We start from the raw sequence: 25,695 nt of genomic DNA, 5'->3' as shown, positions 1-25,695 counted from the left end.
TGCCGCCATGGGTGACGAACTCTATGATCAGATTCGTCCTGATCGTTGAGATTCGGAGAAGATGTCAATCTCATGCGCCGCGCCATGGTCCTTCTGGGTGGCGTCGCCCTCGCCATCGGCGCGTTCGTCCTCTTCTACCGGGGCCCGGGACAACCGTTCATCCGCGGCTACGTGAGCGACGTCAGCGCCACCATGCTGGTCTACGCGTTCTTGGGACTGTTGTGGCGCACCACCGCCGCACGCCGCACCCTGGCCACGGCCGCAATCGCCGCCGCCGTCGAGTTCTACCAAATAGTCGGCATAACCCCGCCGGGCGTCGGCGGTGTCCTGGTCGGCGCGTTCCCCGACCCGTGGGACCTGGTCGCCTACGCCATCGGGGTCGTCGCAGCCCTGACCTGGGAACGCCGATTGGTCCGAGCCGATGATCAGCCCGGCTGACTCCCGAACGCCACCCCACCGGCACGCTGACCGTACGGATGCCCCCACAGCGGCGAGGTCATCGGGTTCGTCCCGCGCGGCGGCCAACCGTCGCAAAGCAGAACCGCCGCATCTCAGGACAAGCCGGCGCGTCGCGTGGAGTCCATCCTCAACCAGGCCGGCATGGGGACATCCGCGCTCACGACGTCCGGCACACCGCCGCAACGCTGTTGAGAGAGCAGGCTCGGAGCTCCCGCATCAGCAGTCCCTTGAACCTCGCTCTCAGGCGTTCGGTGCCGATCGGCCTCATGGTGTTTCAGGAGGTCAAGGGCCGCTGGTTGTGCGCATTGGTTCGGCCTCCAGTGGCGCGGTGGGGGTCGTCTGTGCCATCACGGTGCCATCTGGCACAGGGACATGAGGGTGATGTCGGCGGCGTTGGGAACGTCTCGGCGGGGGTTCATTCAGCCTCGACCACAAGGTCCTCGGGAGGGGCGGTGATGTGGACAGGCTTTCCCCAGCCTTTGTAGAGGACATTCATCCTCACGGTGTCAGCTTTCTGCTCCGGGCCATAGGGCTCGTAGACGGTCTCGGCCTGGAAGCGTCGAGGCAGGTTATCCGGACCCAGCCAGAGCTTCCACGTGATGCGGCCTCCTGTCCACTCACCTATTCGTTTGCCGTAGAAGATGCCGGCCTGGCGCGAGCCGAGGTGACCGACCTCAACCGAGCCGTCATATCGGGTGGTGGGGACGCCGTCGCACCTGTCCTTGCTGGGCACCTTCTCGGCGCTGCGGGAGATCAGCTGCAAGAATTTCGGATTGAGGGCGTCCACCAAGTTCTGTGACCAAAGGAAGCCGTCCTTATCCCGCCAGTGGTTCCACTTCTTACCCTCGGGAAGGTCGTCCCAATAGGTTTGGGTATAGGTATTGCGGCCGAGGTTGATCATGCGGAACCGTTCCGGGTCTCCGTCGCCCACGGTGGAAATCTCTGTGATGTCGCTGGCGTACACGCCGGTCTTGGCGGCGAACCGGTGTTTGCCGTGGGTGACCGCCAGGCTGGCGCCCGAACCCAAGCCCGCGCGGGTCTTCTGGGAGAACAGCACACTGCTCTTACCTGCGAACTCACCCTTGAGCGCGGATATCGCCTGAGCCAGCGAACTGGTGACCTGTGCGTGCGCCACGCCGGCCAGAGACGCTGTAAGCAGGAGGGCGAGGACGCCTAGCAACGCGCATAAGATTCTCATGGGATCATCTTCAGCGACAGCCGATCTCAGCCATGTCACCGGGGGATTGCAAGCGTGACACCCACCCAGGTTTTGCTAAATGGCCGCCTCTGCTGTTTCGACCGAAGGTGACATTTCAAGGTTAAGGGAAAGCTGATGGCTGCTCGTCTACTACCTGGATTGCCCTCATAATCAGCGTGCGGGCGGCTTTGCCGTACACAGCTCGTTCAGCCAGTTCTATGAAGGTATGGGAGTACACCGCGATCTCATGCGCCCGCGTGACCGTCAGATGACCCGATACGAGTTCGACGGCAACCTCCTCGTCGTCGAACATGAAGAACGCTTCGGTGGGCCACATGCTCGTCCTGTCCGCGCCCAACGGGATAATGCTGAGCGACACAGAGGCCAGCGTACTTCCGGTCAGTAACACCAGGTGCAGCGCCAGGAGTGGCGGCACGGCTGCGACGATCCGCACGCCTGCGGTGAGAAGTGGCACCGCAGGCCGCGCCACATGAAGTGCAAGGTCCACGGCCATCGACCGAGCTGCAAGCCGGACTGCATCCAAGCAGGCCACGACTGTTACAAGCGCCTCTGCCTCAAAGACTGCATCGGCCACGCGGACAAGTGCCCCAAGCGGACGAGCGGCGGCCTGGTCTTCCGGCAACGCAAGGGCAAGAGCAAGCTCACTCTCCAGTGCCCGCCTGCACTCCTCGCCCAGCTCAAGGCGCACCGCGAAATCCAAGACGCCGAGCGAGAGCGCCGCGACGACGCTGGTCACGACGCTGTTACGCCAAGCCCGGCGCCCCTGTGCATGCCGTCCACCGTCCTGGCTCATGCGGCCGCACACGACGAACAGGACCCAAGCCGACCCTCATCTTTGCGTGCTTCCCACCCACGGGTGAGCGCTCAGCCCCGCTGACCGGGACGTTCCACGATCATCGACGTCAGCAAGGCCGTGCTCCACACCGCTCCCTTGCGGGTGGCGGGCTCGCTGCTGCCAGGCATGAACGCATCGCGCAACCAGACCGTCCGAGTTCCCAGGTAGCGATAGGTGGCCGGATCCAGGATCTCGTATCGGCGGAAGGGCCGCGCATCGCCGACGCGCTCCAGCCAGACGCCCAGCCCACTGCGGCTGGCGGCGTCGCTCACGCCCTGCTCGATCCGGACGCCGGGAATGAGGGCCAGAGCGCGGAACATGGCCGCCTCCAGCCGCGGTGGCATCGTGCCGTACCTGCTCAGGTAGAGCATGATCACGCGATAGGCGCGGGCATCAGCGGGTTCGACGCTCTTGGGCACCCCCTCCTCGCGGGCTCCCTCGATCCAGTGACGATCACCTGTGATCTCGGCCAGCAGCTTCCTCGGGTCAGTGGGCAGCTTGCGCAGCTTGGCGTCGTACTGCTGCGGCGACAGGTCGTCATCGCCGGGATCCAGCGGGTTGTGTTCCTTACCAACGGTGAGCTGGCCGTCCTCGCCGAAGGAGGCAGCCTGCCTGCCGTCATAGCGCAGCCATTGTTCCTGGGTCTTGGTCGTCTCTGAGTTCGGCTGCTTGTCCAGAGTCTTGGTGTAGTGCCACTGCGTCGGCAGCGGCACCTGGGCGCTCCTACGCCTGCTCGCCACATCGGCGGCGCGGACCAGCACCACGCTGGAGTCGAGCCGAACGACTGAGGGTCTAGCCGCTGGCCCCTGAGCGGGCGGTTGCGGCCATAGGGCGGCCACGGCGACCGAGGCGGCGGCCCCTAGCGCCCCGATCGCAAGCAGGCGCCGCCCCACGGATCGCCTGCGCCCCCCTATCCGCTTCAGCAGCCGCCTGCGTTCCGAGATGATCCACTCATGGCCGGGCTCGGGGACCTCGGCACGCCACTCGTGCAACGATCGCAGGTCATCCATCGAAAGACTCCTCTCGGGTCATCGCGGGGTCGGATCCGCCGAGCGCCTGGCGTGTCCTCGTCCTGGCTCGGTTCAGGCGGGATCTGACAGTGCCGATCGGGATATCCAGTGCACGGGCCACGTCCTGATACGACATGTCGGCCCAGGCCACGAGTAACAGCACCTCCCGATCACCGGGTGACAGCTTTGCCAGCGCCGCCGCCAGACCGGCCTGCTGTGCGGCGACCCGGTCATCGACACGCTCGGCGTAGGGCTCGACGATCTCGTCGATGCCGCTGCGGACCAGCGCCCGGTAGAACCGAACCTCCACACGTCTGTGTCGGCTGATGAGTCGAGCGGTGATGCCGTACAGCCAAGGCCGTGCGTCAGGATGGCTCATGTCATAGCGGCCACGGCGCCGAAACGCGGTCAGAAAGGCGTCGGAGACGATGTCGTCGGCAAGAGAGGGGCCCAGCCGCCGGGCAACGTAACGCCGTAACGCGGGCGCATGTCTGTCGAACAGGTCGGCGAAGGACTCCGGGTCGTGCTCCGACCGCCGTATCAGCTCGGCGTCGACAGCCCTATCGGATTCGTCATCGGTCACATGGTGCTCCAATCCCTGAGCGGTGGTTCACCAGCTTTCGCCCGAAGGGTTGGCACGAGTTCGTGTCAGGAGATGTGATCCGCGTCACGCAGCGATCAGATCGCGACGCGACCCGCGACATCTGATCGCACGGCCACAAACGATCTTCACTGACGTTCGCATGCCTCCGTCACCTCGCTGGACGGCACTTTCGCCGTCCAGTCCCGTTCGCCACAGTTCATGATCGTCCACTCGGGCGGCTCCCGAGGTGGCTCTCCTCGACTTTGCCCAAGCCCTGGAGGCCGAAGCCGAAAGGGAGGCGGTGTGATGGCCACCGGGAAGCCCAACGGCCACTCCTCCATCTACCTCGGCAAGGACGGCCTCTGGCACGGCTGGGTCACGATCGGGATCAAGCCGGACGGCTCCCAGGGCCGGCGCCACCGCAAGGCCAAGACGGAAGCGAAGGTCACCCGGAAAGTCCGCGAGCTGGAAGGGGCACGCCAATCCGGCCACGTCGGCAAACCTGGCCGGCCGCCCACGGTCGGGAGTAGTGGAAATCCATCCTCAAGCAGGCCGGCGTATGGGACGTCCGGGTCCACGACGCCCGGCACACCGCCGCGACGCTACTGATCGAGCAGGGCGTCCACATCCGTGTCGTACAAAAGATCCTCGGCCACACGCGGGTGACCACCACCGAGCGGTACACCCACGTCGCAACCCTTCAGATGAAGGACGCCAGCGACCGCACGGACTCTGCCCTCTGGGGCTGACAGGCCAACTGCAACCCACAGCCCCGCAGAGATCGAAAAAGGCCCTCCCCCGGAGATCGGGGAAGGGCCTTTGACCTGGCGGAGGATCGGGGATTTGAACCCCGGATGGTGTTGCCACCAAACCGCATTAGCAGTGCGGCGCCATAGACCTGACTAGGCGAATCCTCCTGGAAGCCATCGCGGCTCAGCACAGCGTACCGGCCTTCTGCCGAGGCGGCAAAGCGGTTGCGCGTCGTGCCTTCACCAAGAGTTATCAACAGCCTGTGGGTAACCACCTGTGGATGAAGCCCGTCCCATGTCAGGACGGGCTTCCCGGGTGTGGATAACCCAGCTCAGGCGGGGTTCGCCTCGCCCTCGATCTCGATCTTGACCTTCTTGCCCACGAGCACACCGCCGGCCTCCAGGGTCTGGTTCCAGGTCAGGCCGAACTCCTCGCGGTCGAACTCGGTGTTGATGGAGAAGCCCCAGACCGAGTTGCCCCAGGGGTTGGTGCCGGCGCCGCCGTACTCGACGGTGAGCTCGACTTCCTTGGTGACGTCGCGGATGGTCAGGTCGCCTACGACGGTGAACTCGTCGCCGGAGTGGCCGACCACGCGGGTGCTGCGGAAGGTGATCTCGGGGAACTTGTCCACGGCGAGGAAGTCGTCGCTGCGCAGGTGGCCGTCGCGGTCGCCGACGCCGGTGTCGATGCTGGCGGTCTTGATCGTCAGCTCGGCCGTGGACTCCAGCGGGTTCTCCGCGATCGTCACGGTGCCGCTGAAGTCGCCGAAGCGGCCGCGGACCTTGCTCACCATCATGTGCTTGACCACGAACCCGATGCGGGTGTGGGCCACGTCGAGGTTGTACGTGCCGGCGGCGGGGATGGTCAGGGACTCCCAGGTGCGGGTGCTCATCGGGTTCTCCTTGGGAACGTTGCTGTGCGGATGTCTGCGGCAACAAATGTCTACACGAGGAATATTCCGCAAGTCAACTAACGTCGGTTAAGGTATGGACGTGAAGCACATCGATGACCCCAGGCTGACGGCGATGGGCCTGCTCGCCGAGGTTCACGCAGGCCTGTCGGCCCGGATGCAGCCCGTCTTCAGTGCGGCGGGGTTGTCGGGCATCGACTTCGAGACCGTCATCCGCCTGGCGCGATCACCGCGGCAGGCGCTGCGGATGACCGACCTGGCCGCCCAGACGGGCCTGTCCACGAGCGGCGTGACCAGGGTCGTCGACCGGCTCGAACGCGAGGGCCTGGTGACCAGGCAGGCGTGCGCCACCGACCGCAGGGCCTCCTACGCCGCGCTCACGGACGAGGGGCGCGACCGGCTGGCGAGCGTCCTGCCCCAGCACCTTCAGGACATCGAGGACACCTTCACCGGCCTCCTGAGCCACGACGAGCTCGCCGCGTTCCTGCAGACGCTCCGCAAGATCAGAGACGTCGTACGCCCCTGCGCGACCGCCGGCGCCGAGGAGACCACCCCGTCGCTCAACTGAGGGCTCGGAGCCGACCAAGGGCTGGAGCCAACCGAGGGCTGGGAGCCAACCCAGGGCTTGGAGCCGACCAAGGGCTTGGAGCCACACAACCGAGGGCCTAGAACCAACCGAGAGCTTGGAGCGATCCTACGCGGACGTCTCCGGCACCCCCGGGCCCCCCGCCTCCGTGGCGATCCCCAAGGCGCTCCTGAGTTTGCCCATCGCCCGCGACACCGTGCTCTTGACCGTGCCGACGCTGATCCCGAGCGTCCTGGCGATCTCCGGCTCGGTCATGTCCTCGTAGTACCGCAGCACGATCGCGGCCCGCATCCGTTCGGGCAGCCCCTCCAGCGCCTGTTCCAGCAGCTCGTGCACCTCGCCGCAGGCCGGCGGGTCGGCCGTGGGCACCTCGGGCAGCTCGTCCGACGGGTACTCCTCCAGTTTGCGCCGCCGCCACTGCGAGATGTTGATGTTGACCATCGCCCGGCGGACGTACCCGTCCAGCGCCCCCCGGTCCTCGATCTTGCCCCACGCCAGGTACGTCTTGGCCAGGGCGCTCTGCAACAGGTCCTCCGCGTCCAGCGGATGCCCGGTGAGCTGACGGGCGGCGCGCAGCAGCGCGGGACCGCGGGCCATGACGTACTCGCGGAACTCCTCTTCCCACCCGGTGGTCTGCATCGTGGCCAGAATCGCAGCCTGATGCCCTTTTGCGACTGAGCCACAATTCAGGTTTCGGCCCGACGAAGACAAAGGTCAGTCAAGGTCGGTGGCGGATTGTTCGAAGGCGGGTGTCAACTACCTTCCCCGGGGATGCGTATTTTGCTCCCATCTGTTCGCCGCGGCACGAGCCGCTCCGGAGTCATGTGAACCTAGTACCTGACGAGGGAGGGCGGATGGGCTATCCGAACGTCGAGCGCCGCAGACTGCTCGCGGCCGCCGCGCTGGGCCGCGCCCCGGGCATCGCCGGCCCCGACCCGGCCGGCGGCCCGCCTTTATGCGCCGTCACCGGCGAGATCCTTGACGTGAGCCCGCATCTCATCGCCGTCGAGACCTCCGAAGGCGCCGAGGAGCGGCTGGTGATCGCCCCCTGGGCCACGGCCTGGCACGGCGCGGAGATCGCGCCCGCCGACCTCCCGGTGGGCTCCATGGTCCTCATGCGCACGTTGCGCGAAGGCCGGGTGGTCGAGCGCATCTGGGCCGACACCACCCGCCTCACCGGCACGATCGTCTCGATCGAGGGGCGCCGGGAGCTGACGGTCGAGCTCGACTGCGGCCCCCACCGCGGCCCCCGCACGATCGTCATCCCCTACCCGGCCACCGGACGGCTGCAGGTGCGGCATCCGAAGTTCGAGCCGGGTTACCTGTTCGACGCCATCGGGATCAGGCGCGACGGCTCCGCCCTGGCGCTGCTGCCGGCGACCTCGCAGCCCGCCCACCGGTCGGGCAGCGTCCCGGCTCCGCCCCCGGCCTACGCCGGGGCCCAGGCGCGCATCTCCGGCACGGCCACCTGGTCCGACACGTTCGACGAGGAGGAGCGCGGCGCGGCGTACCCGATGCTGGAGCGCGTGGACACCGGCTGCCCCGACGCCGGGCTCTCCTGCGCCGGCCTGCCCTACCTCGCCATCGGCTCGCTGCTGCAGATCAGGAACACGTGCGCCGGCCGCACGGCCAACCTGCCGGTGGTCGCCTGCGGATGCCTGGCCGGGCGGTTCTGCGACCGCTGCGTCGAGTGCGAGACCTCGCCGCGCGGGCGCGTCGCCGAGTTGTCGCCGGCCTCGTTCGTCGAGCTGGGCGGCGAGTTGATCAAGGGCTGCTTCAACGCTCAGATCGGATTGGGGTGACGGGCGTGCTGGAGACGGGCGTGCTGGGATCGCAGCTGCCGATCCTGATCGTGCTGCTGGTCATGGGCACCGGCGCGAAGGTGGTGACGGTCCGCGGGGGCGGGGAGCCGGGTGCCCTGTCCAGGCTGGGCCCGGCCGTGCTCATGCCCGGCCGGATGCAGGCGCCCTCGCTGCTGGTCTGCGCGGCGGGCGAGCTGGTGCTCGCCGTCGGGCTGCTGGCCGGCACCGCGCCGATCTTCAGGTGGGGGACGGTCTGCTTCTTCGCTCTGTCCACGTACGTGCTGATCGAGCTGCGCAGGCGGCGTCCGGACGCGGGCTGCGGCTGCTTCGGCGAGGTCAGCTCGGCGCCGGTCGGCATGCGCTCGATCGGCCGGACGGTCGTGCTGACCGGGATGTCGGCGTTGTCGGTGGCCGCGCCGGCGTCGGGCTGGGCGGCGATGACCCACCCGACCTGGTTCACGGCCGCGGGGGTGGCGGTGCTCGCGCTGCTCTCCCCCGAGATCGAGGAGCTGGTCGACCGCGTACGGTACCGCGCCCCCTGTGAGCAGCGCCCCGGCCCCGCCGAGCAGGTGATGCTCTCCAGGCTCAGGTCGAGCGGCGCGTGGCGGACGTACCGGGAGGCGCTGACCTCGCCCGAACCCTACGACAGCTGGCGTGAGCTGTGCTGGCGCTTCTTCGTCTTCACCGGCCGCGACCACGACGACGTCGTCTTCGCGGTCTACCTGAGCGGACGGCGTCCGGCGGTGCGCGTGGCCGTAGTGAGCAGCGACGACAGCGACTCTCTGCCGGAATATACGTCAGTATCGGCGTGACGCTAGAGAGCCCTAGATTTCTCTATCCGGGCATGGCGATACAGCTCTATTGGGCTGTCTAGCTTCCCCACTAGACAGCCCAATAGAGGTCTAGGGGCGGCGCTCAAATGGGTTGAGCCCGCAGGAACCTTCCGAAGTGCGGCACCGTGAACGCGATCAGACCGCGTTCGGCGCTGTAGATGAGCCCTTTCTTGATCAGACTGTCGCGGGCGGGCGAGAGGCTGGACGGCTTCCGCCCGAGGGCGTCGGCCACGTCGGCGGTGGCGACCGGCTCATCGCCGATCTGGGCCATGGCGTGCATGTAGTCGCGCTCGGCGGGGGTGGCGCGCTCGTAGCGGCTGCCGAAGAAGCCCACGGCCAGCTCCTCCTCGGCCTCGGGCGCGGACACCTTGACGTCGTCGAGGGTGATCGGGCTGCGCAGCGCGAGGTCCCAGGCGACCTTGCCGTACGCCTGGACGAAGTAGGGATAGCCGTCGGCGGCCTCGTAGAGCGCGTCGAGGGCCTCCTGGGTGAACTCGACCTTCTCCTCCCGCGCGGGCAGGATCAGCGCCAGGTCGGCCGCCTCACGGTCGAGCTTGTCGATGCGCGCGTAGCGGAAGAGCCGTTCGGAATAGCTCTTGCTGGCCGACAGCACGCTCGGCAGGTGCGGCAGCCCCGCGCCCACCACGATCAGCGGCCCGCCCGACTGGGACAGCTCGTGGCAGGCGGCGCAGAGCGCGGAGACGTCGGCGGACTGCACGTCCTGCATCTCGTCGATGAACAGCGCGATGCCCACGCCGAGGTCGGTCGCCACGCCGGCGGCGTCGACGAACAACTCGGTGAGGTCGATCTCCAGGTCGCCGGAGTCGGCGCGCCCGCGGCTGGCGGGCACCTCGATGCCGGGCGACCAGTGGGAGGTGCCCTTGGCCGCGGACGGGTCGCGCATCGCGAACGCCTTCAGCACGCCGAGGAACTCCTCGATGCGCTCGGGCGCGCGGTGGCGCGGAGCCAGCTCGCGGATGGCCATGTGCAGGGCGGCCGCCACGGGACGCCGGATCGACTGGTCGGGCCGGGCCTCGATCTTGCCCGTGCCCCACAGCCGCTGCATGGCCATGGACTTGAACGTGTTGAGCAGGACGGTCTTGCCGACGCCGCGCAGGCCGGTGACGACCATGCTGCGCTCGGGACGGCCACGGGCGACCCGCTCCAGCACCACTTCGAACTGCTGCAGCTCACGGTCGCGCCCGGCCAGCTCCGGCGGACGCTGCCCGGCGCCGGGGGCGTAGGGATTGCGCACAGGGTCCACGCTCTCGGACTTTATTGCCGGATATAGCGGCCGTCTTAGATTTGGGAAGAAAGTGCTACGGCGTGTCCGAGCAGGGGCTGTGGCGAGCATCGTCATCGGACACACCCCCTCTCACCAGGCCGAACCCTTGTTCGATTTCGATACCCAGAACTGTAGCGCGGACTCGAACATGCATGCGATGGTTTCGAGTAAAAGATCTTTGCAACAGTCCGGGACGCCCGTGCGTCTCGGTGTTGTGGAGTTCGAGGAGTTCGTGCAAGCGCGTGGCGCCGCCCTGCTCCGGTACGGATACGTGCTCACCGGGAACCCGGACGACGCCGCCGACCTCGTCCAGGAGGCGCTGCTCAAGCTCGGCGACACCTGGCGCAAGGTGCGCAACAAGGACAACCCGGAGTCCTACGTCCGCACGATCATGACCCGTCAGCACGTGAACTGGTGGCGCCGGCGACGCAGGGAACAGCTCACGGGCGAGGTGCCCGAGGGCGCCTACACCGACCGCCACTCCTCCGGCGAGCTGTGGCGGGAGCTGGCGACGCTGCCGCGCAGGCAGCGGGTGGTCCTGGTGCTGCGGTACTACGAGGACCTGTCGGACCAGGAGATCGCCGACATCCTCGGCATCTCCCGCAGAACCGTCCGCAGCCAGGCGTCGCGCGCGCTGCACACGTTGAGGATCCGGCCGGCACTGCTGGAGAGGGAACGGGCATGAGGAGCGAGAAGGACCTGACCGAGACGCTTCGGGCCGCGGCGGACCACGCTCCTGACCCCGGCGGGCTGCTCGCCGGGGTGGAGGGGCGGCGTCGGCGCAGGCGGAGGCGGCGTACCCGGGGGCTGGCCGTCGTGACGGCGGTGGCGGCCGTGCTCGCGGCCGGCACGGTCATGGCGGCGAACGGGCGGCAGGCAGCCGCGCCGTCCCCGGCCGCGCGGCCCTTCCCGCAGGCGGTGGCCGTGCCCCTGGAGCGGGCGTGGCCGCAGGCCGTCGTCACGATGCCCGGCGTGCGCGCGGACGGCCTGTTCCGCTTCCCGGTCACCACGCTCGACGCCACCCGGATCCTGGTCGTCGCCGGGCCCGGGATGGCCACGATCCGCGCGATCGAGGTCTACGACACCACCACCCGGACGTTCCGCGAGATCACCGGCATCTCGACCCCGCCGGGCATGAGAACCTACCGCCCCCAGCCGCCGGCGCATGACGGGCTGAACCTCGCCTGGCACGTGAACGCCGTACGGAAGGACGGCACGCAGGTGCGCGAGATCTGGACGGTCCCGCTCGCCGGCGGCGAGCCCCGGCAGGTCGCCGCGATGACCGGAGAGCACCTGCGGATCGAGCGCATCGCCCTCGACGGCGACCGGATCGTCTGGTCGGAACGGACCGGCGGCGTGTGGTGGATGCCGCTCGCGGGCGGCGCCCCGACGCGCTTTCCGGGCAGCGACGGCCTGCACCTCGTCGAATGGCCGTGGGCGAGCGACGTCGCCGACGGCGAGGACCGGAACCAGACCAGGCTCGTGAACCTGTCGACCGGCCGCCCCTCCACCAGGGACGTCGTCGCGCCCCCGGACGTGCTGAGGCTGCGCTGCGGCCCGTCCTGGTGCCGGGGCGTGCGGGGCGGGCGCACGTACCTGCAGCGCCTGGACGGCGGCGGCGCGGCCGAACCTCCGGGACTCGGGCTCGTGCCCAGGCTCGGCGACTACCCGGCCCTCGACCGTTTCGTGGTGAGCAGCGGCGGCGCGGTCTACGACGTGCGGACCGGCACGCTGGCCACGTCGGACCGGCCGGGCATCTGGTGGGGGCACGAATGGTCCGCCGAACCGGCCGCGATCGTGTACTGGGCCGAGAGCCTGCGCGACGGGTACCGGGTGCTCAACTTGGCAGCCGTCCCGCCCGCGCAATAGCGTTCGTGGCCATGCGGACCTTCGCGAACGTACAGGAACTCAAGGCGGCCGTGGGCGAGACGTTCGGCCCGACCGAGTGGCGCACCGTCACCCAGGAGCAGGTCGACCTCTTCGCCGACGCCACCGACGACCACCAGTGGATCCACGTGGACGTGGAGCGCGCCAAGGAGGGGCCCTTCGGCGGCACGATCGCCCACGGCTACCTGACCCTGTCGCTGCTGCCGACGTTCATGTTCGAGATGGTGCGCGTCGAGGGCATCGCGATGGGCGTCAACTACGGGCTGAACAAGGTGCGCTTCCCGCGGCCGGTGCCCGTGGGCGCGCGGGTCAGGGCCGTGGGCGAGCTCACCGACGTCAAGGGCACCCCGGCCGGCTATCTGGCCAACCTGAAGATGACGATCGAGATCGAGGGCGAGCGCCGGCCCGCCTGCATCGCCGAGTCGCTCAGCCTGTACGTCCCCGCGAGCTGATCACCGCAGCGACAGGACGATTCCCACCACCGCGGCGAGCCCGATCAGCCCGAGATAGGCCAGCACGAGCCGGGTGTCCCTGAGCAGGCATTTGCTCCGGGTCAGCCCGGCCCGCCGCGCCTTCCAGTACCCCGCGAACCCCAGCGCCGCGAAGCCGAGCACCGCCCACGGCCCGAGCAGCCAGGCCAGCAGCGCCACGGTGGCGTACACGCACAACCGGAGCGGGTCGTACGGCCGGCTGTTCAGAGGATCACCAGCCCCGGCCGGGCGGCCACCGCGGACAGCCGCTGCCGCGACAGCTGCGGCCAGGCCTGTACGGCGCAGAACGGCGCGCACTGGTCCTGCTCGGCCCGCGTGCCGACGTGCACGCAGCACTGCGTGAGCCGCTCCTCGATCATGGTCGAGATGTCCATGAACGGCTTGATCGTGATCCGCACCACCCGCTCGCCCAGCATCCTGCGCAGCTTCTTCCGCCGGCCGGGCAGCGCCGAGGAGGCGAGGGTGAGCAGCGTGGCGACGCCGAGGTCGCAGTTCTCGCAGATGTCCCGCCACAGGTCCCCGATCTGCGGGTGGGACAGCGACGACTGCTCCGACAGCAGCCCGAGCAGCGATTCCTGGACGGCCGTCCGCAGCTCGCGCGGCAGCTCGGAGTCGGCGATGCGGTTGGAGACCAGGCCCAGGTTCTCCTTGAGGCGGTCGTGGCCGATCAGGGCGACCAGCGAGCGCCACTGCTGGGCGTCGTCGCGGATCAGATAGCCGACCGAGCAGCAGTGAGGGTGCGAGCAGGGCAGGGCGGTCAGGTCGCGCCAGGTCACCAGGCCGCCGGTCTGCGGGCCGAGCCGCTTGAGCACGCCGGTGTGGGTGAGCCGGTCGGACGGGTCGATGACGCCCGATCTCCCCGAGCCGAACTGGGGTTGCAGCGACACGCCGCCGACGAACGGCGTGTCGAGCGCGAGGCGCACGACGTCGCCGATCTCGCCGTCGTTGACGCCCAGGGCCGCGGTCATGACCAGGGTCGTGAAGATCTCCCGCTCCGACAGCCGCCGTACGGCCTCCGCCTTGATCCGGCGCAGGTCGCCGCCGCGGTGGTGCTTGGACGCCTCGGCCGACGAGCCGTCGTACTGGAGGTAGACCTCCACCCGGTCGCGGTGCTCGGTGAGCAGGTCGAGCAGGGCGTCGTCCCTGGCGATGAGCACGCCGTTGGTGTTGATCAGGATGCGGGTGACCGGCCGGCTCACCAGCTCGGCGAGGAGGGTCTTCAGCTCGGGGTGGAGCGTGGGCTCGCCGCCGCTCAGCATCAGGACGTCGAGCTTGCCGTTCTCCCTGGCCAGACGCTGGTCGACGTTCGCCAGCACGTCGGCCACCGGGACGACGCCGGTCAGGTCGGGCGAGCTGTCGGCGAAGCAGGTGGGGCAGCGCAGGTTGCACGCCTCGGCGATGTCCTCCAGGAGGATGCAGGTGTGCTGGGTCTGCATCTCGGGCAGGCCGTTGAGGTACGCGCCGGGGATCGGAGCGAAGTTTCCGGACACGTCGGGGATGTGCTGCTTGGTGGGAGCGGTCCACTCCTCCAGGTAGGAGAGGATCTCCGGGTCCTCGTCGTACAGCGTGCGGATCAGGCCGTGTTCGCGGCAGCCGCGTTCCAGCCACACCTTGCCGTCGCGTTCGGCCAGCCAGCCGCTCAGCCGTTCGACCTGGTCGAGGTCCTGGCCGTGGCATTTCAGGCAGAACGCGTTGACGTACCGGAGGATGCGGTCTCCCCGTAGCCCCATCCCTGCGCTCATGTCGTGACCTTCCATCTGAAAAGGGCATCGTAGTGGCCTCGACGCCAGCCGTACGCGAGCCTGAGCGCGAGCAGCGTCAGGCCGGGCACCAGGAACCATTGCGGCCCGGTGAGGTCGAGCCACAACGTCTCGTTCGCCCTGGTGAACTCGACCAGGAACCGGAAGACCGCGTATCCGGCGAGATAGAGCGTGAACAGCTCCCCGGGCTCGGTCAGCCGCTTGCGCGCCCACCGCAGCGCGACGAACGCGGCCAGCTGGAAGATGATCTCGTACACGAACGACGGGTGCATGGCCTGGCCCGTCAGGCATCCCGGACATTCCGGGGTGGACGGCGGCGCGTGCACCCCCCAGGGCAGGTCCGTGGGCCTGCCGGGGGCCTCGGTCAGGTGGCAGCCGATGCGGCCGATCGCCATGCCCAGCGCCACCGCCGGGGCGAACAGGTCACCGGTGCGCTCCTTGTAGCCGATGACCTTCTTGGCGACCAGCACGCCGACGTACGCGCCGGTCAGGCCGCCGAGGATGCTGCGGGAGCCGTACAGCCAGAGGTCGGCGAGGTCGAGCGTCTCCAGCCAGCCCGCCAGACGCATGCCGATCGCGCCCCCGACCAGGGCTCCGGTGACGGCGACCAGTGACTGCTCGTTGAGCGCGCCCCTGGCCCTGGCCTCGCGGACGAACACCACCGCGGCCACCAGGACGCCCAGGCCGACGAATATCTCGTGGTAAGGCATGGTTCAGCCGTACAGGCTGGGGTTGGGACGACCGGTGCGGACTCCGGCCGTCAGCGTCGACCACGACGCCCAGCCGATCGCGAGCCCCAGCCCCCGCCCCCGGGACCATGGCTTGCGCAGTAGACCGAACCCCAGACCGGCGGCCAGGCCGGCGAGGGCGATCAGGACCGCGGTGTAGGTGAGAACGCCCACGACCAGCATCGCGCTGAGAAGCCTCATGGAGTTGCGACTACTGGGTGGTGGTGACTGTAGAGGCGTTGAGCACGGCTGCTGCGGCGGCGGCTGCGATTTCAACGCCCGCACGTGTGACGGCGGCGGCAACGGCCCCGGCTGTGGGGACGGCGGGGGCAACGGCCCCGGTTGTGACAGGAGCGGCGGCAACGGCCCCGGTTGTGGGAACGGCGCGGGCAACGGCCCCGGCTGTGACGACGGCGGGGGCGACGATGGAGGCGACGGTGGTGGTGGCCAGTTCTGGTGCTGCCCCGGCGGGCCCTGTGGCGGTGGCGTCGTCATCCCGCTACCTCTGGCCGACAGGCGATGCTACGTGCCGAACGATCAATGCCTTCACCTATGCGTACAGGCCGGGGTTCAGCCCCGTGCAATATCCGGCCGAGACGATCGACGCCAACGCCCATCCGATCATCAACCCGAGCCCCAGGCCGAACGACCACGGCTTGCGCAGGACGACCAGCACGATGCCCACGCCGAGCCCCAGGAGCAAGAGGAACCCCGCCGCGACGCCGATCGCCGCCGCGGACTGCACGCTGATCGCGAGCAGCCCGACCACCAGGTTGATCACCAGGTAGGCGAAACTCCCGGCCAGCGCCAACGCAACGGTAAGCCCGGCCTGCCGCCGCGGCTGCGACGGCTGCGGCGGCCCTACGGGAGGAGGCCCGGCTGGCGGCCCGCTGGGCGGCCCGAACGGCGGCTGCCCGGGCCCCGGTGGACGCTGCCCATACGGAACCTGCCCAGCCGCCCCGGACGCAGGCTGCCCGAACGGCGGCTGCCCAGACGGCCCGGACGGCCGCTGCCCAGACTGAGACCCAGGCACCCCTGGTGGACGCTGCCCATACGGAACCTGCCCCGACGGAGGCTGACTGGAGGGCGACTGACTGGACGAAGGCTGGCCGGACGAAGGCTGGCCACCGGGCGGCCCGGGTGGACGCTGTCCGAACGGAGGCTGCTCCGAGGGCGGCTCCCCCGGTGGAGGGGGCGGCGGCGTGGTCACGCCGTTCACCCTACGGGGCTAAAGCGACTCTGAGTAGTAAATCGCCGCCTGCACGCGGCTCTTCAGCCCCAGTTTGTTCAGCAGCCGGCTGACGTGCGTCTTCGTGGTGGCCTCGGCCATGTCGAGCTCCTTGGCGATCTCGGCGTTGGACAGGCCGCGGCCGATGCAGGCCAGCACCTCACGCTCGCGCGGGGTCAGGGCCTCCGGGTCGGGCGGCTCACGACGGGGCGGCTGGTCGGCGAAGGCGGCGATCAGCCGTCTGGTGACGCCCGGCGCGATCATCCCCTCGCCGCCCGCCACCAACCTCACCGCTTCCACCAGGGCATCGGCCTCGGTGTTCTTGAGCAGGAAACCGGCCGCCCCCGCCCGAAGCGCGCCGAAGACGTACTCATCGACGTCGAACGTCGTGAGGATCAGGACGTCACTCACCCCCGCCAGCTCCCTGGTGGCGGAGATGCCGTCGAGACGAGGCATGCGGATGTCCATGAGGACGACGTCAGGCCGCAGATCGTGAGCCAACCGAACCGCCTGCTCACCGTCGGCGGCCTCCCCCACGACCTCGATGTCGTCGGCGCCGTCCAGAATCATCACAATCCCGGCCCGTACGGCCGCGTGATCGTCAGCCACCAACACCCTGATGCTCATGCCACGTCCGTTCCGCCATCACCGTTCCTGGGACGCTCACCGCCCCTGGGACGCTCACCATCCGTGGGACGCTCACCATCCCTGGGACGCTCACCATCCCTGGGACGCTCACCATCCCTGAGGTCTTCACCGTCGTCACCAGCGCTCTCATCCACCGGCGCCAACGCTGCCCCTCCGACCGCCCGCCACCGCACCGCCCGCCCATCCACAACCCCAGCCTCCGGCCCCTGCACACCCGCACCCCGTCCCTCCGGATCCCGCGCCCCAGAAGCACGCACCTCCGCAGAACGGCCACCCGAGGCACGACCACCGCCCAAAACACCATCACCCAAGACACGCCCACCCACAGGACGGTCACCTGACCCACGACCGTTCGGCGGCCGACCATCGAGCGCCCGTGTACCGGGGTTGAGCGACGTCGGAAAGCCCGCCGCGATGCGCCACCCATCCCCCGACCGCCCCGCCTCGAAGAACCCTCCGACCAGCGAGGCCCGTTCGCGCATGCCGATCAGCCCCGCCCCCGAACCCGGCAGCCGAGCCCCCCGCCGCCCGACCCGGTTCTCGACCGTCAGGAGAACCTCCCCCGGTTCGTACGTCAGCGAGACGACGACCGGCGCCTCACCATGCTTGAGCGCGTTCGTCAGCCCTTCCTGAAGGATGCGATAACCGGCCAGATCCACCGAAGCCGGCACCTCACGCAACTCCCCCTCGACCCGCAGCTCGACCGCCATCCCAGCCCGCCGCGTACGCTCGACCAGGTTCTCGGCGTCGGCCAGCCGCGGCCGGGTGGCCTCAAGCTCCGGCCCTTCCCCTTCGCGCCCGCCGTTGGCCTCCCGCAGCAGCCCGATCATGTCCCGCATCTCGGCCATGCCCTTGACGCTGTTCTCCCGTACGGACTCCATGACCTTGCGAACCGTCTCCCGATCCAGGTCCTTACGGGACAGAGCAGCCGTCGACTGGATGGCGATGGCACTGAAATGGTTCGCGATCATGTCATGCAGCTCACGAGCCATCCGCGTACGCTCAGCCGCGATCGCGGCCTGCCGATCGAGCTCGGCCAGGTGCGCGACCTGCTCGGCCCGCGCGCGTTCCGCGGCCGCCCGGTCGCGCTGCTCCCGCAGCACCCAGGCCGTGGTGACCGGCGTGACCAGCACCAGCCCCGCCTGGATCCCCATGACGGCCAGCAACCGCCAGTCCGCCGCGATGAACGCCGCCACCGCCCCGGCCACCACGGCCAGCACCGTCGTGATCCCGAGCAGCCACCGAGCGAGCCGCGCCGGCCCGTAGAGCGCCGCGGCGTAAAGATTGTCGGTGAACACCAGCACGGTCGCCAGCGACGGCCCCACCAGCCCGTCGATCGTGACGGCCACCACCCCCAGCGCCAGCGACCACAACGGGGCCCGCTGCCGCAGCAACACGGCCGAACAGGTGATCGCCAACGGCACCAGCAACACCCACACCGGCACGCCCCGACGCAGGTATCCACCAGCCAGAATCAGCAGCGCCCCCAGAACGAAGGCCGCCCCCGCCGCCACCCCAGGCGGCACCCTGCCCTTCTCCTGACCGCCGCCCCCGGAAGCCCCTCGCGCCTCAAACCGCCCCAACCACCGCGAACCCGCCCGCCCCCCGGCGTTCCACGGCAGCGGCACCGATCGCCACCCCTGTGAAACCGAGCGCGTCAAGGCCGTCGACCGGCCAGCGCCCCTACGCACCCGGACCACCCGGCCAGCTCCGGCCCCGCCCACACCCCGAACCACCAGGCCTGCTCCGGCCCTGCCCACACCCCGTACCACCCGAGCCGGCCCCCAGCGGCGCCCTGGACGGCGTCGCCCGACCCGCCACCGCCCGCGCCCCGGCGCCACAGCCCCTCACCGCCGCTCGTGTCATGTCCTCATCTCACCACTCCCGGACGCCGCCGCCGTCCTCCGAGGGTCAGCCTGTGGATACACCTTTCGATGTATCCACAGGCTCGTTTTCGCCGACGATGTGCTGGGCCGCGAATCCCCGCAAGCTGGTACACGTGATTGTCGCCATCCTCATCGGCTGCGAAATCGGCTTCTGGCTCCTCCTGGGCCTCGGCCTGGCCTGCCGCTACCTCTGGCAGCGCCGACGGCTGAGCACGGCCCTCCTGCTCTGCGTCCCGCTCCTCGACGTGGTCCTCCTGGCCGCGGCGGTCATCGACATGCGCGGCGGCGCCACGGCGGACCTGCGCCACGGCCTGGCGGCGGCCTACCTGGCCTACTCGATCGTCTTCGGCCACCGAACGATGCGCTGGGCCGACGCCCGCTTCCACCACCGCTTCGCCGGCGGCCCCCCGCCCTGGAAGCCTCCAGCAGGCGGACCCGCCCGGACCCGCTACGAGTGGGCGTTCTGGCTGAAACTCCTCCTGGCGTACGGGATCTCGTGCCTAATCCTCTTCGGCCTCATCTGGCTCGTGAACGACCCCTCCCGCACAAAAGCCCTGGTGGACTTCATGCTCAACCTCCTCAAGGTCCCCCTGATCGCCCTGATCTGGCCGGTGAGCCACACACTCTGGCCCAAGAAGGAGCAGTCGGCTCGCCAGTGATCGCGGTATTCGGTTCGATGCACTGCACAGAACCCGCTATGCTTGCTTACGCAGCGAGCGGCCGTAGCTCAATGGATAGAGCATCTGACTACGGATCAGAAGGTTGGGGTTTCGAGTACCTCCGGCCGCACAGCAGGTCAAAGGCCCTCCGGGATCATCCCGGAGGGCCTTTTTCGTGGGCGTACAGCAACGCTGTACAGCAACGTGGGCTCGCGCAACCGGTCTTCTATAGACACCGCGCGAAGACGACGAAACCCGTAGCACCCTCGCGGTGCTTGACGATCTCCAACGCGGTCGGAGCTTCTGTCTGACCCAAGCCACCAGCGCGCCCATGCACCCGCTATCGACCAGATCAACGTGATCTTCTCGTACCGACCATGCAGGCGCTCCAACTCGGACCCAGCATCCGCCTCCGGGCATACCCGCGATCAGCTTGTTCAAGGACACTCGGCAGGCTGCGCGATCATGTGGGCATGGTTCTCTCTGCCCCCTCCGAACGTCTCCCCACAGAGCCAGCCTTGATCAAGCTGTGGTTTCAGTTCGTGCCCCGGGAAGGTTGGCTTCCCTACGACACCGAAGGACTTTGGGCCATGCCCTTAACCGAGGACACCGCCCGTGTGGCGAACGTCCCATTTCTGCAGGACGGGGTCGCCGAAGGCGATGTGGTGCGCTTCATCACTAATGATGACGGTCTCCGCTGGGCCTGTGAGCGGGTGGAAGCGTCGGGCAATTGCACGATCCGGGTTTTGCCGTCACCCAACGGACCGCTGGGGCGAAGCGCGCACGCCGTGTACGAGCAGTTGGCACCGTTCGGCCTGGGCGGGGAGTCCTTCAGCTCGGAGCTTCCCCTGGTCGCTTTCACTGTGCCGGCGGGCCAGGGCTCGGGCAGATAAAGACGCTGCTGACACGTGGCCAAATGGATGGCTGGTGGCACTTCGAGGAGGCCTGCATCACCGACGCCTGGCGAAGCGCTTAACGATGGGTTCGTTCACGGGCCGCGGAAGGTGCCAGCCTTGCTCAGGCACCGCCGAGGCCCTCCCGAAGACGGTGAACCCAGTCTGCGGGGAAGACCTGCTCAAGCCGCTCTTTGCTGATCTCCAGCATTCCCTCCTGCGCCAGGGGAAGAAGAGCGCCGTCCTGGACGGCCTTGTGATCCTCAGGTGCCGGGCAGATCAGAACGGCGAGGATCCGGCACGTCCGTTGGAGCTCCTCGATCCCGGTCGTACGGATCATGCTCTTGATGGGCTCCCACGCTGTCCGCACAGCGAGACCCACCAGAGCATTGAGGAGGGCTCCGCGTCCCTCGTTCTGCCGGGACTGCATAATGACCGCCGTCACGTACTCCGGGATTTGGTTCAGAGATTTCGAGAACTTCTCAATGGCCTCGGCCATGGCAATGAGGAGATCGCACCAGAAGTGATTGGTGAGCTGCCTTCTCGCTTCTCTCGGCTTGCCCCCACCGAAGCTCTTATCGAGCTCCTGCACCACAGGGCCAGCAAGGGTATCTCCGATTTCTTGGATAAGGTCGATGGCGTCGGGGTGTTTGGATAGCCAGTCAACGAGGTCGACCGTGGCACTATCGGTGGCGACTGCCTTTCGCTCCCTGGAGGGCTTTCGTCGCCCTATGGGAGGTCGACTTGCGGCCCAGGCCGCGTCGCTAGTGTCTCTCGCCGCTTCACGAGCCGCGGTCGAAGGGTCGCGAGCCAGTGAGAGAGCGTGCGTCCAGCCGTGCTGTGCCCCGCCGCACGCAGAACAGCCGCAGTGATGTCCCTTGGCCCGCTCGCAATTCACAGGGTGCGTCATTCGCCCTCCGCTACGTCTGGCAGGAGATGACCTGGCACCTCACTGGAAGCCCCCATCTCTTTGAACCACATGCAACGAGAAACGAAATGGCCAACGCAGCTAGTGCTGCATATCCCTTGGGCTATGAGACAATCCCATGAACACACTTAGGCCCTTTGGGGATATCCCAAGAGGACCCAAGTTTGATACCGAGAGATTAGTTATGACTCGCTTGAGCGGTAGAGGCTTTGATTGAGCCTGTCTAGCGCCTTAAGGGTTTCGGGACTGGGAATCTGGGTGTATACGTCCATGGTCATCGAGATCTGCGAGTGGCGCAGGATGCGCATCGTCACACGCGGGTGGAGGTCCAGGGCGGCCAGAAGTGAGCCGCACGTGTGCCGGGTGTCGTGCACACGGATGCGTGGGACATTCGCTCGGCGGCAGTGGTTCTCGAAGGCCCGGTTGAAGTTGCGCGGCTCTATTGGCGTACCGGTACGGGTCGTGAACGTCAGGTCCGAGGTCTTCCATGCGTCGCCAACCAATTTCCGCGCCTCCTCCTGGACGCGCTGCCGGTCCCTGAGTGCGGAAACGCACAGGCCGAAGAGTGGCAGCGAAGCGTGCCTGCTCCCTCAACAGCCGCATCTCGGGCGACACCTAAGGGGGATCTATCCACGACGCCTTCAAAGGCGATGGTCTAGCTGTCGTTCGACGAGGATGGGCCTGGAGAGCTTCGGTCCTAGACTCGAGCCATGGCCAGGACTGACCGCGCCAGCCGGCTGATCGCGGCACCACCGGCGACCGTCTACGGCGCTCTCCTCGACCGGGAGTCGCTCGAAACGTGGTTGCCGCCGGACGGCATGCGCGGGCGGATCAAGCGGTGGGATGCCCGGCCTGGTGGTGGGTTCATGATGGTTCTCACGTACCTCGATCCCACCGACAACCCCGGCAAGACGTCCGACGCGACGGACGTCGTCAACGTCGCGTTCGTCGACCTGGTGCCACCAGAGCGCGTGGTGCAGCGGGCAGTGTTCGAGGCTGATGACCCGTCATACGCGGGCACCATGACGATGACCTGGCACCTCGCTGCCGCCGGCGAAGGGACCGAAGTAACCGTCACCGCCACGGACGTACCGCCCGGCATCGACCAAGCGGTACACGAGGCCGGGATGGCCTCCTCGCTGGCCAACCTGGCGTCGCATGTCGAAGGGGCCGGATGACTCAGGTCGGCCTGCACCCGAGGGGCCAGCGCCATCGGATGAGTGGGTGGGCGGCCGGCCGGGGGGCTGTGTGCAGCAGTGGAATACAGCAACACCGCCTCACGTCATCACACTCCACTGGGCTGCATCTGCCATGTGACCAGGGCGAGGAGCCGTCTACTTCGTGACCGGCTCCCATCTGCAGGTGGGCGCTCACGTACCACTGCCGAGAGACACGATGTCGCCCGGTTGAGGCCGTGACGATCGCTCACTCCCCATCGCCGACCGTGGCTGGGGGGATCGACGCCGAAGCCTCCTCCGTCAGGCACCGGCACCGGCACCGGCACCGAGTGACCATGGCGTAGGTGACAACGTCGCTGACTGCAACGTACCCACGCATCAGCGCATCCGTGCCACCGTCCGCACGCCCTTGATCATCTTCTCGATCAGGCGAGCAGGGTGATTGCTCCGCCTGAGAAGCCAACAGTCCTCCTCGCAAGGGATCGGCCTCCTATCTCCCAGAGCAGCGCGTCGCATCGACTGACACTTCAGACCAATCCCGGCGATTCGGTTGCTGGGGTGAATGGAGCGCAGTCCAATGGCCTCACGCCTCGATCTCGAGCTTGGTCGTCGCACCCGAAGGAGTCACGTATGACCCGGGAGCAAGTGGAACAGGCCTTACGCCGAGCCGAGCAACTCACGGATCAAGCCAAGCCCAGTCTGGATCGGGCAATCTCGCTCATGGCACAGAACGTCTGGACCGGCCCAGCAGCTCAGCGCTTCGCCGACGAGCTGACCGCTCAGCGCCAAGCTCTGATCGGCGCGTGCACCGGTGCGGTAGACGAGCTGCGGGCGCTGTTAGCCCGTACGCCGGCAGACACTTCCGGCTAAGCCCATGGGTCAGCTGGAGGGCATGGTCCCCGAGGGAGTCCGCAGCCTGAAGGACACGCTGCACCAAGCTGAATCGTCGCTGGAAGCCATCGGCGAGGAGTTGTGGAACATCCTTCGCGGGTCCTGGCTGTCGACCGCCTCGGCCGACACGATCCGTCAGGTAGGGGCGTGGGCCGGCGCACAGGGACCGGAGATCAACAAGCGGTTGGTGCTCCTGGAACGCATGGAGCTGGCCAAGCCCGAGATGTTCGGCGCGGGGAAGCCGCCGATCTCGGTCGACGGTTCGATGTTCGCCCCGGGAGCGGTCCTGCCCACGGCAGGCGGCTTCTGGGACCGTATCGGCCAGCAGATCCATGATGCCTTCGACCCGAACCTGACCTCCGGCAACCAGATGACGGAAACGGCCAAGGGCACGGTGGAGAGCCTGGCCGGCTTGGGCAAGATGGTGATCGACTACTCTCCCACGCGGGCGGTCGTCGACTTCATGGGCTGGCAACGCAGCGTCAACGACCTGGGCCAAAGCCTGCTCTACGGCATTCAGGACCCGGTCGGGTTCGCCAAGTCCGTGCTGGACTGGGACACCTGGGCTGCCAATCCCGATCGGGCATTTGGCCGCCTCATCCCGGACATCGTGGCAGCCGTCACAACCGCCGGCTCAAGCGGCGCCGTCTCCGGCACCACCCGAGCCGTGGGAGCCCTGGGCAAGGCGGCCAAGAGCGTGATCAAACCCAAGCCAACGGCCACGCTCTCACGCTTCGGGGAGCGCTTCGAACTCAAGGGGAAGGACGTGCCACCGCTGTTCCGGGGAGACGGCCGGACACTGGAGCGAATCTTCGAGAAGGGCATGACCGCTCGCGACCCGGACATGAGCGTCGAACAGCATCTCTCCGGCGAGAACGGTCTGATCGCCGCCTCGAAGAGCAAGAACGTGGCCCGAGGGTTCGCCGTCGGGCACAAGGGCTACATCTTTGAGATCGAAGACCGCGGGAACGGCATGGAGGTAAAGTACGGCCCCGGCTTCAGGCACCTCAGAGGCGAGCAGGAGGTCGTGTTCAAGCGGATCGATCCGTCGCAGATCAGAGGAGCCTGGAAGCCGGGCAAGTATGGAAGCGCTGACGACGTCTGGATTCCGAACCCCCACTACGTGCCGAGGTGAGCATGCACGACCTCGAATTGGTCAACTTGGCGGACGAGTCCCTTCTGCCCTGCCAGGTGACAACGCAGACCGATGGCGAGACGTACGAGCTCCGACTGGATCGCGCAAGCGCTTCGCCGATCAGGGTTCACTCATCGATCGACTTCGAAGACGCCTTGCGACAGCTGAGAGCAGAGCTGGAACAGCAGAACCTGCTGTTGCTCTGCAACAGGTACCGCCGGGATGCGTTCGTCTCCTCGATGTCACGCCAGATGAGCGAGGGCCTGTCGTGCTACGTAGTCGTCGCTGGGGAACCCGTATCGCCGGAGCTGCTCGTCGAGAGCCTCGGACCTGCGCCGAGGAGCGATGTCGTCACGGCTGAGGAGGCGTCGAAGTTCATCGATGAATGGATCGCCAGCTTCGACGATTGACGAGTCTCTTCGAACAGGCCCTCGGCTCCTGTACAGCAACACCGCCTCACAGAGGCATTCTCCGCCTGCTCGCATCTGCCTCTGAGGAAGGCCGTTGGCGAGGTGTCTACGGCTCAGGTGGTCAGGTGTCGTACAGGCCGTCCCATGGATCGTAGAAGCCGATGTTGTTCGGGTAGAACTCGGCGTGTTCTTCGCCTTCGAAGGTCTCTATGACGAGGCCGAACAGCACTCCGTCGAACGTGTGCCGGAAGGGCCGGATGGCGATGTCGTCGAAGCGGAGGCCCGTGAGCGTGTCGAGCCAGTGTTTCAGTCGCTCCTCGGCGCGGGCGACGGCCGAGCGGTGGACGTCGTCGGCGCCGGTGTGCTCGATGCGGGAGCCGAGGTGGTGGCCGGCGGCGTCGAAGGTGTGCAGGACGGCGTACCAGCGCTTGCGCCTCGGCCAGTCGTCGGAGTGGATGTAGTCCTCCGGGAAGGCGGCTATGACGGAGCCGAAGAACTGGCCGCCGTCCCAATGGCCGATCGTGTCGGTGTGGTAGTTGGGTTCGTAAACGATGGGGATGATTGCGGGGACTGCCATGCGCTGGACAGTAGACGTCGGGACTGACAACACGTCTCTGCGGGTGAGGGCCCTGATGACCACGCGTTCTTGTCGGTGCTGGACGGTGGTGGACGTCTTCGTTCCTGGTACGGATCAGACGGCC

31 protein-coding genes and 2 tRNA genes are annotated in these 25,695 nt (G+C 67.8%); 15 read left to right on the top strand and 18 right to left on the bottom strand.

What is annotated here, in order from left to right; all coding sequences use genetic code 11:
• Nucleotides 1-84: 84 nt before the first annotated feature.
• Nucleotides 85-438, top strand: coding sequence for a DUF2809 domain-containing protein (locus ACFYYW_RS23670; RefSeq protein WP_387651506.1), 354 nt, complete (start codon nucleotides 85-87; stop codon nucleotides 436-438).
• A 436-nt stretch (nucleotides 439-874) separates the two neighbouring features.
• Here ACFYYW_RS23670 and ACFYYW_RS23665 read toward each other — a convergent pair whose 3' ends face one another.
• The 4 genes from ACFYYW_RS23665 to ACFYYW_RS23650 form a co-directional block, all read right to left on the bottom strand.
• Entirely contained in the window at nucleotides 875-1,696 is an 822-nt protein-coding gene (locus ACFYYW_RS23665; protein ID WP_387651503.1) for a hypothetical protein, read from the bottom strand.
• A gap of 82 nt (nucleotides 1,697-1,778) precedes the next feature.
• Entirely contained in the window at nucleotides 1,779-2,414 is a 636-nt protein-coding gene (locus tag ACFYYW_RS23660; RefSeq protein WP_387651501.1) for a hypothetical protein, read from the bottom strand.
• Between the two features lie 128 nt (nucleotides 2,415-2,542).
• Complete coding sequence (locus ACFYYW_RS23655) at nucleotides 2,543-3,523, bottom strand: CU044_5270 family protein (protein ID WP_387651498.1); 981 nt, start codon at nucleotides 3,521-3,523, stop codon at nucleotides 2,543-2,545.
• Entirely contained in the window at nucleotides 3,516-4,106 is a 591-nt protein-coding gene (locus ACFYYW_RS23650) for an RNA polymerase sigma factor (RefSeq protein WP_387651495.1), read from the bottom strand. The genes ACFYYW_RS23655 and ACFYYW_RS23650 overlap by 8 nt, the downstream gene beginning before the upstream one ends.
• 539 nt (nucleotides 4,107-4,645) lie before the next feature.
• Between ACFYYW_RS23650 and ACFYYW_RS23645 the strand changes: the two genes are divergently transcribed.
• On the top strand, nucleotides 4,646-4,855 hold the full coding sequence (locus tag ACFYYW_RS23645; RefSeq protein WP_387652030.1) for a tyrosine-type recombinase/integrase: 210 nt from the start codon (nucleotides 4,646-4,648) through the stop codon (nucleotides 4,853-4,855).
• 76 nt (nucleotides 4,856-4,931) lie between these two features.
• Here the strand turns inward: ACFYYW_RS23645 and ACFYYW_RS23640 are convergent.
• Both ACFYYW_RS23640 and ACFYYW_RS23635 read right to left on the bottom strand, forming a co-directional pair.
• A tRNA-Ser gene (locus ACFYYW_RS23640) sits at nucleotides 4,932-5,023 on the bottom strand.
• Between the two features lie 164 nt (nucleotides 5,024-5,187).
• The gene (locus ACFYYW_RS23635) at nucleotides 5,188-5,748 is read right to left on the bottom strand and encodes a YceI family protein (RefSeq protein ID WP_352318104.1); all 561 of its coding nucleotides are present in this window, start codon (nucleotides 5,746-5,748) and stop codon (nucleotides 5,188-5,190) included.
• A gap of 94 nt (nucleotides 5,749-5,842) precedes the next feature.
• On the opposite strand from ACFYYW_RS23635, the gene ACFYYW_RS23630 reads away from it, so the two are divergent.
• A complete protein-coding gene (locus ACFYYW_RS23630; RefSeq protein ID WP_352318106.1) occupies nucleotides 5,843-6,334 on the top strand; it encodes a MarR family transcriptional regulator in 492 nt (163 codons plus the stop codon).
• 126 nt (nucleotides 6,335-6,460) lie between these two features.
• On the opposite strand, the gene ACFYYW_RS23625 is transcribed toward ACFYYW_RS23630, so the two are convergent.
• A complete protein-coding gene (locus ACFYYW_RS23625; protein WP_387651491.1) occupies nucleotides 6,461-6,991 on the bottom strand; it encodes a SigE family RNA polymerase sigma factor in 531 nt (176 codons plus the stop codon).
• A 215-nt stretch (nucleotides 6,992-7,206) separates the two neighbouring features.
• Here ACFYYW_RS23625 and ACFYYW_RS23620 point away from each other — a divergent pair, with 215 nt between their 5' ends.
• Nucleotides 7,207-8,154: a hypothetical protein gene (locus ACFYYW_RS23620; protein ID WP_387651488.1), complete on the top strand. Its 948-nt coding sequence runs from the start codon at nucleotides 7,207-7,209 to the stop codon at nucleotides 8,152-8,154.
• Between the two features lie 20 nt (nucleotides 8,155-8,174).
• Nucleotides 8,175-8,966 carry a MauE/DoxX family redox-associated membrane protein gene (locus ACFYYW_RS23615; protein WP_387651485.1) on the top strand — a complete coding sequence of 264 codons (792 nt, stop codon included), beginning with the start codon at nucleotides 8,175-8,177 and terminating at the stop codon, nucleotides 8,964-8,966.
• A 103-nt stretch (nucleotides 8,967-9,069) separates the two neighbouring features.
• On the opposite strand, the gene ACFYYW_RS23610 is transcribed toward ACFYYW_RS23615, so the two are convergent.
• Nucleotides 9,070-10,251: an ATP-binding protein gene (locus ACFYYW_RS23610; RefSeq protein ID WP_352318114.1), complete on the bottom strand. Its 1,182-nt coding sequence runs from the start codon at nucleotides 10,249-10,251 to the stop codon at nucleotides 9,070-9,072.
• 220 nt (nucleotides 10,252-10,471) lie between these two features.
• Here ACFYYW_RS23610 and ACFYYW_RS23605 point away from each other — a divergent pair, with 220 nt between their 5' ends.
• The 3 genes from ACFYYW_RS23605 to ACFYYW_RS23595 are packed head-to-tail and all read left to right on the top strand — an operon-like array spanning nucleotide 10,472 to nucleotide 12,611.
• Nucleotides 10,472-10,957: a SigE family RNA polymerase sigma factor gene (locus ACFYYW_RS23605; protein ID WP_387651482.1), complete on the top strand. Its 486-nt coding sequence runs from the start codon at nucleotides 10,472-10,474 to the stop codon at nucleotides 10,955-10,957.
• Nucleotides 10,954-12,141, top strand: a complete 1,188-nt coding sequence (locus ACFYYW_RS23600) for a TolB family protein (RefSeq protein ID WP_387651479.1) — start codon at nucleotides 10,954-10,956, stop codon at nucleotides 12,139-12,141. The genes ACFYYW_RS23605 and ACFYYW_RS23600 overlap by 4 nt, the downstream gene beginning before the upstream one ends.
• An 11-nt stretch (nucleotides 12,142-12,152) precedes the next feature.
• Complete coding sequence (locus ACFYYW_RS23595; RefSeq protein ID WP_352318119.1) at nucleotides 12,153-12,611, top strand: MaoC family dehydratase; 459 nt, start codon at nucleotides 12,153-12,155, stop codon at nucleotides 12,609-12,611.
• On the opposite strand, the gene ACFYYW_RS23590 is transcribed toward ACFYYW_RS23595, so the two are convergent.
• From ACFYYW_RS23590 to ACFYYW_RS23560, 7 genes are all read right to left on the bottom strand, one after another.
• On the bottom strand, nucleotides 12,612-12,821 hold the full coding sequence (locus ACFYYW_RS23590) for a hypothetical protein (protein WP_352365768.1): 210 nt from the start codon (nucleotides 12,819-12,821) through the stop codon (nucleotides 12,612-12,614).
• 32 nt (nucleotides 12,822-12,853) lie between these two features.
• Nucleotides 12,854-14,392: a radical SAM protein gene (locus ACFYYW_RS23585; protein ID WP_387651476.1), complete on the bottom strand. Its 1,539-nt coding sequence runs from the start codon at nucleotides 14,390-14,392 to the stop codon at nucleotides 12,854-12,856.
• Nucleotides 14,389-15,120, bottom strand: a complete 732-nt coding sequence (locus ACFYYW_RS23580) for a prolipoprotein diacylglyceryl transferase (RefSeq protein WP_387651473.1) — start codon at nucleotides 15,118-15,120, stop codon at nucleotides 14,389-14,391. Before ACFYYW_RS23580 ends, ACFYYW_RS23585 begins: the two co-directional genes overlap by 4 nt.
• A gap of 3 nt (nucleotides 15,121-15,123) precedes the next feature.
• Complete coding sequence (locus ACFYYW_RS23575) at nucleotides 15,124-15,339, bottom strand: hypothetical protein (RefSeq protein ID WP_387651471.1); 216 nt, start codon at nucleotides 15,337-15,339, stop codon at nucleotides 15,124-15,126.
• 349 nt (nucleotides 15,340-15,688) lie between these two features.
• Nucleotides 15,689-15,919 (bottom strand): hypothetical protein, encoded by a 231-nt coding sequence (locus tag ACFYYW_RS23570; protein ID WP_387651468.1) that lies wholly within the window; start codon nucleotides 15,917-15,919, stop codon nucleotides 15,689-15,691.
• A 447-nt stretch (nucleotides 15,920-16,366) separates the two neighbouring features.
• The gene (locus tag ACFYYW_RS23565) at nucleotides 16,367-16,993 is read right to left on the bottom strand and encodes a response regulator transcription factor (protein ID WP_352318130.1); all 627 of its coding nucleotides are present in this window, start codon (nucleotides 16,991-16,993) and stop codon (nucleotides 16,367-16,369) included.
• On the bottom strand, nucleotides 16,990-18,528 hold the full coding sequence (locus ACFYYW_RS23560; RefSeq protein WP_387651465.1) for a histidine kinase: 1,539 nt from the start codon (nucleotides 18,526-18,528) through the stop codon (nucleotides 16,990-16,992). Before ACFYYW_RS23560 ends, ACFYYW_RS23565 begins: the two co-directional genes overlap by 4 nt.
• Before the next feature lie 485 nt (nucleotides 18,529-19,013).
• Between ACFYYW_RS23560 and ACFYYW_RS23555 the strand changes: the two genes are divergently transcribed.
• The 3 genes from ACFYYW_RS23555 (at nucleotide 19,014) to ACFYYW_RS23545 (ending at nucleotide 20,452) form a co-directional block, all read left to right on the top strand.
• On the top strand, nucleotides 19,014-19,559 hold the full coding sequence (locus ACFYYW_RS23555; protein WP_387651463.1) for a hypothetical protein: 546 nt from the start codon (nucleotides 19,014-19,016) through the stop codon (nucleotides 19,557-19,559).
• Nucleotides 19,560-19,616: 57 nt separating this feature from the next.
• Nucleotides 19,617-19,689 (top strand) — tRNA-Arg (locus ACFYYW_RS23550).
• 388 nt (nucleotides 19,690-20,077) lie between these two features.
• The gene (locus ACFYYW_RS23545) at nucleotides 20,078-20,452 is read left to right on the top strand and encodes a DUF4265 domain-containing protein (protein WP_387651460.1); all 375 of its coding nucleotides are present in this window, start codon (nucleotides 20,078-20,080) and stop codon (nucleotides 20,450-20,452) included.
• 124 nt (nucleotides 20,453-20,576) lie between these two features.
• Here the strand turns inward: ACFYYW_RS23545 and ACFYYW_RS23540 are convergent, their stop codons facing one another.
• On the bottom strand, nucleotides 20,577-21,047 hold the full coding sequence (locus tag ACFYYW_RS23540) for a hypothetical protein (RefSeq protein WP_387651457.1): 471 nt from the start codon (nucleotides 21,045-21,047) through the stop codon (nucleotides 20,577-20,579).
• Nucleotides 21,048-21,562: 515 nt separating this feature from the next.
• On the bottom strand, nucleotides 21,563-21,883 hold the full coding sequence (locus ACFYYW_RS23535; protein ID WP_387651454.1) for a tyrosine-type recombinase/integrase: 321 nt from the start codon (nucleotides 21,881-21,883) through the stop codon (nucleotides 21,563-21,565).
• Between the two features lie 207 nt (nucleotides 21,884-22,090).
• On the opposite strand from ACFYYW_RS23535, the gene ACFYYW_RS23530 reads away from it, so the two are divergent.
• The 4 genes from ACFYYW_RS23530 to ACFYYW_RS23515 all read left to right on the top strand — a co-directional run bounded on the left by ACFYYW_RS23530 (nucleotide 22,091) and on the right by ACFYYW_RS23515 (nucleotide 24,994).
• On the top strand, nucleotides 22,091-22,558 hold the full coding sequence (locus tag ACFYYW_RS23530) for an SRPBCC family protein (protein ID WP_387651451.1): 468 nt from the start codon (nucleotides 22,091-22,093) through the stop codon (nucleotides 22,556-22,558).
• 630 nt (nucleotides 22,559-23,188) lie between these two features.
• Complete coding sequence (locus tag ACFYYW_RS23525) at nucleotides 23,189-23,428, top strand: hypothetical protein (RefSeq protein ID WP_387651448.1); 240 nt, start codon at nucleotides 23,189-23,191, stop codon at nucleotides 23,426-23,428.
• A gap of 4 nt (nucleotides 23,429-23,432) precedes the next feature.
• Complete coding sequence (locus ACFYYW_RS23520) at nucleotides 23,433-24,584, top strand: hypothetical protein (protein WP_387651445.1); 1,152 nt, start codon at nucleotides 23,433-23,435, stop codon at nucleotides 24,582-24,584.
• Between the two features lie 2 nt (nucleotides 24,585-24,586).
• On the top strand, nucleotides 24,587-24,994 hold the full coding sequence (locus tag ACFYYW_RS23515; protein ID WP_387651442.1) for a hypothetical protein: 408 nt from the start codon (nucleotides 24,587-24,589) through the stop codon (nucleotides 24,992-24,994).
• Nucleotides 24,995-25,115: 121 nt separating this feature from the next.
• Here the strand turns inward: ACFYYW_RS23515 and ACFYYW_RS23510 are convergent, their stop codons facing one another.
• The gene (locus ACFYYW_RS23510; protein ID WP_387651440.1) at nucleotides 25,116-25,571 is read right to left on the bottom strand and encodes a hypothetical protein; all 456 of its coding nucleotides are present in this window, start codon (nucleotides 25,569-25,571) and stop codon (nucleotides 25,116-25,118) included.
• Nucleotides 25,572-25,695: the final 124 nt, after the last annotated feature.

This window comes from Nonomuraea sp. NPDC001831 (assembly GCF_042892035.1).
Lineage (GTDB): Bacteria > Actinomycetota > Actinomycetes > Streptosporangiales > Streptosporangiaceae > Nonomuraea.
The sequence above is the reverse complement of the archived record's forward strand: the minus strand, read 5'-3'. Positions and strand labels throughout refer to the sequence as shown.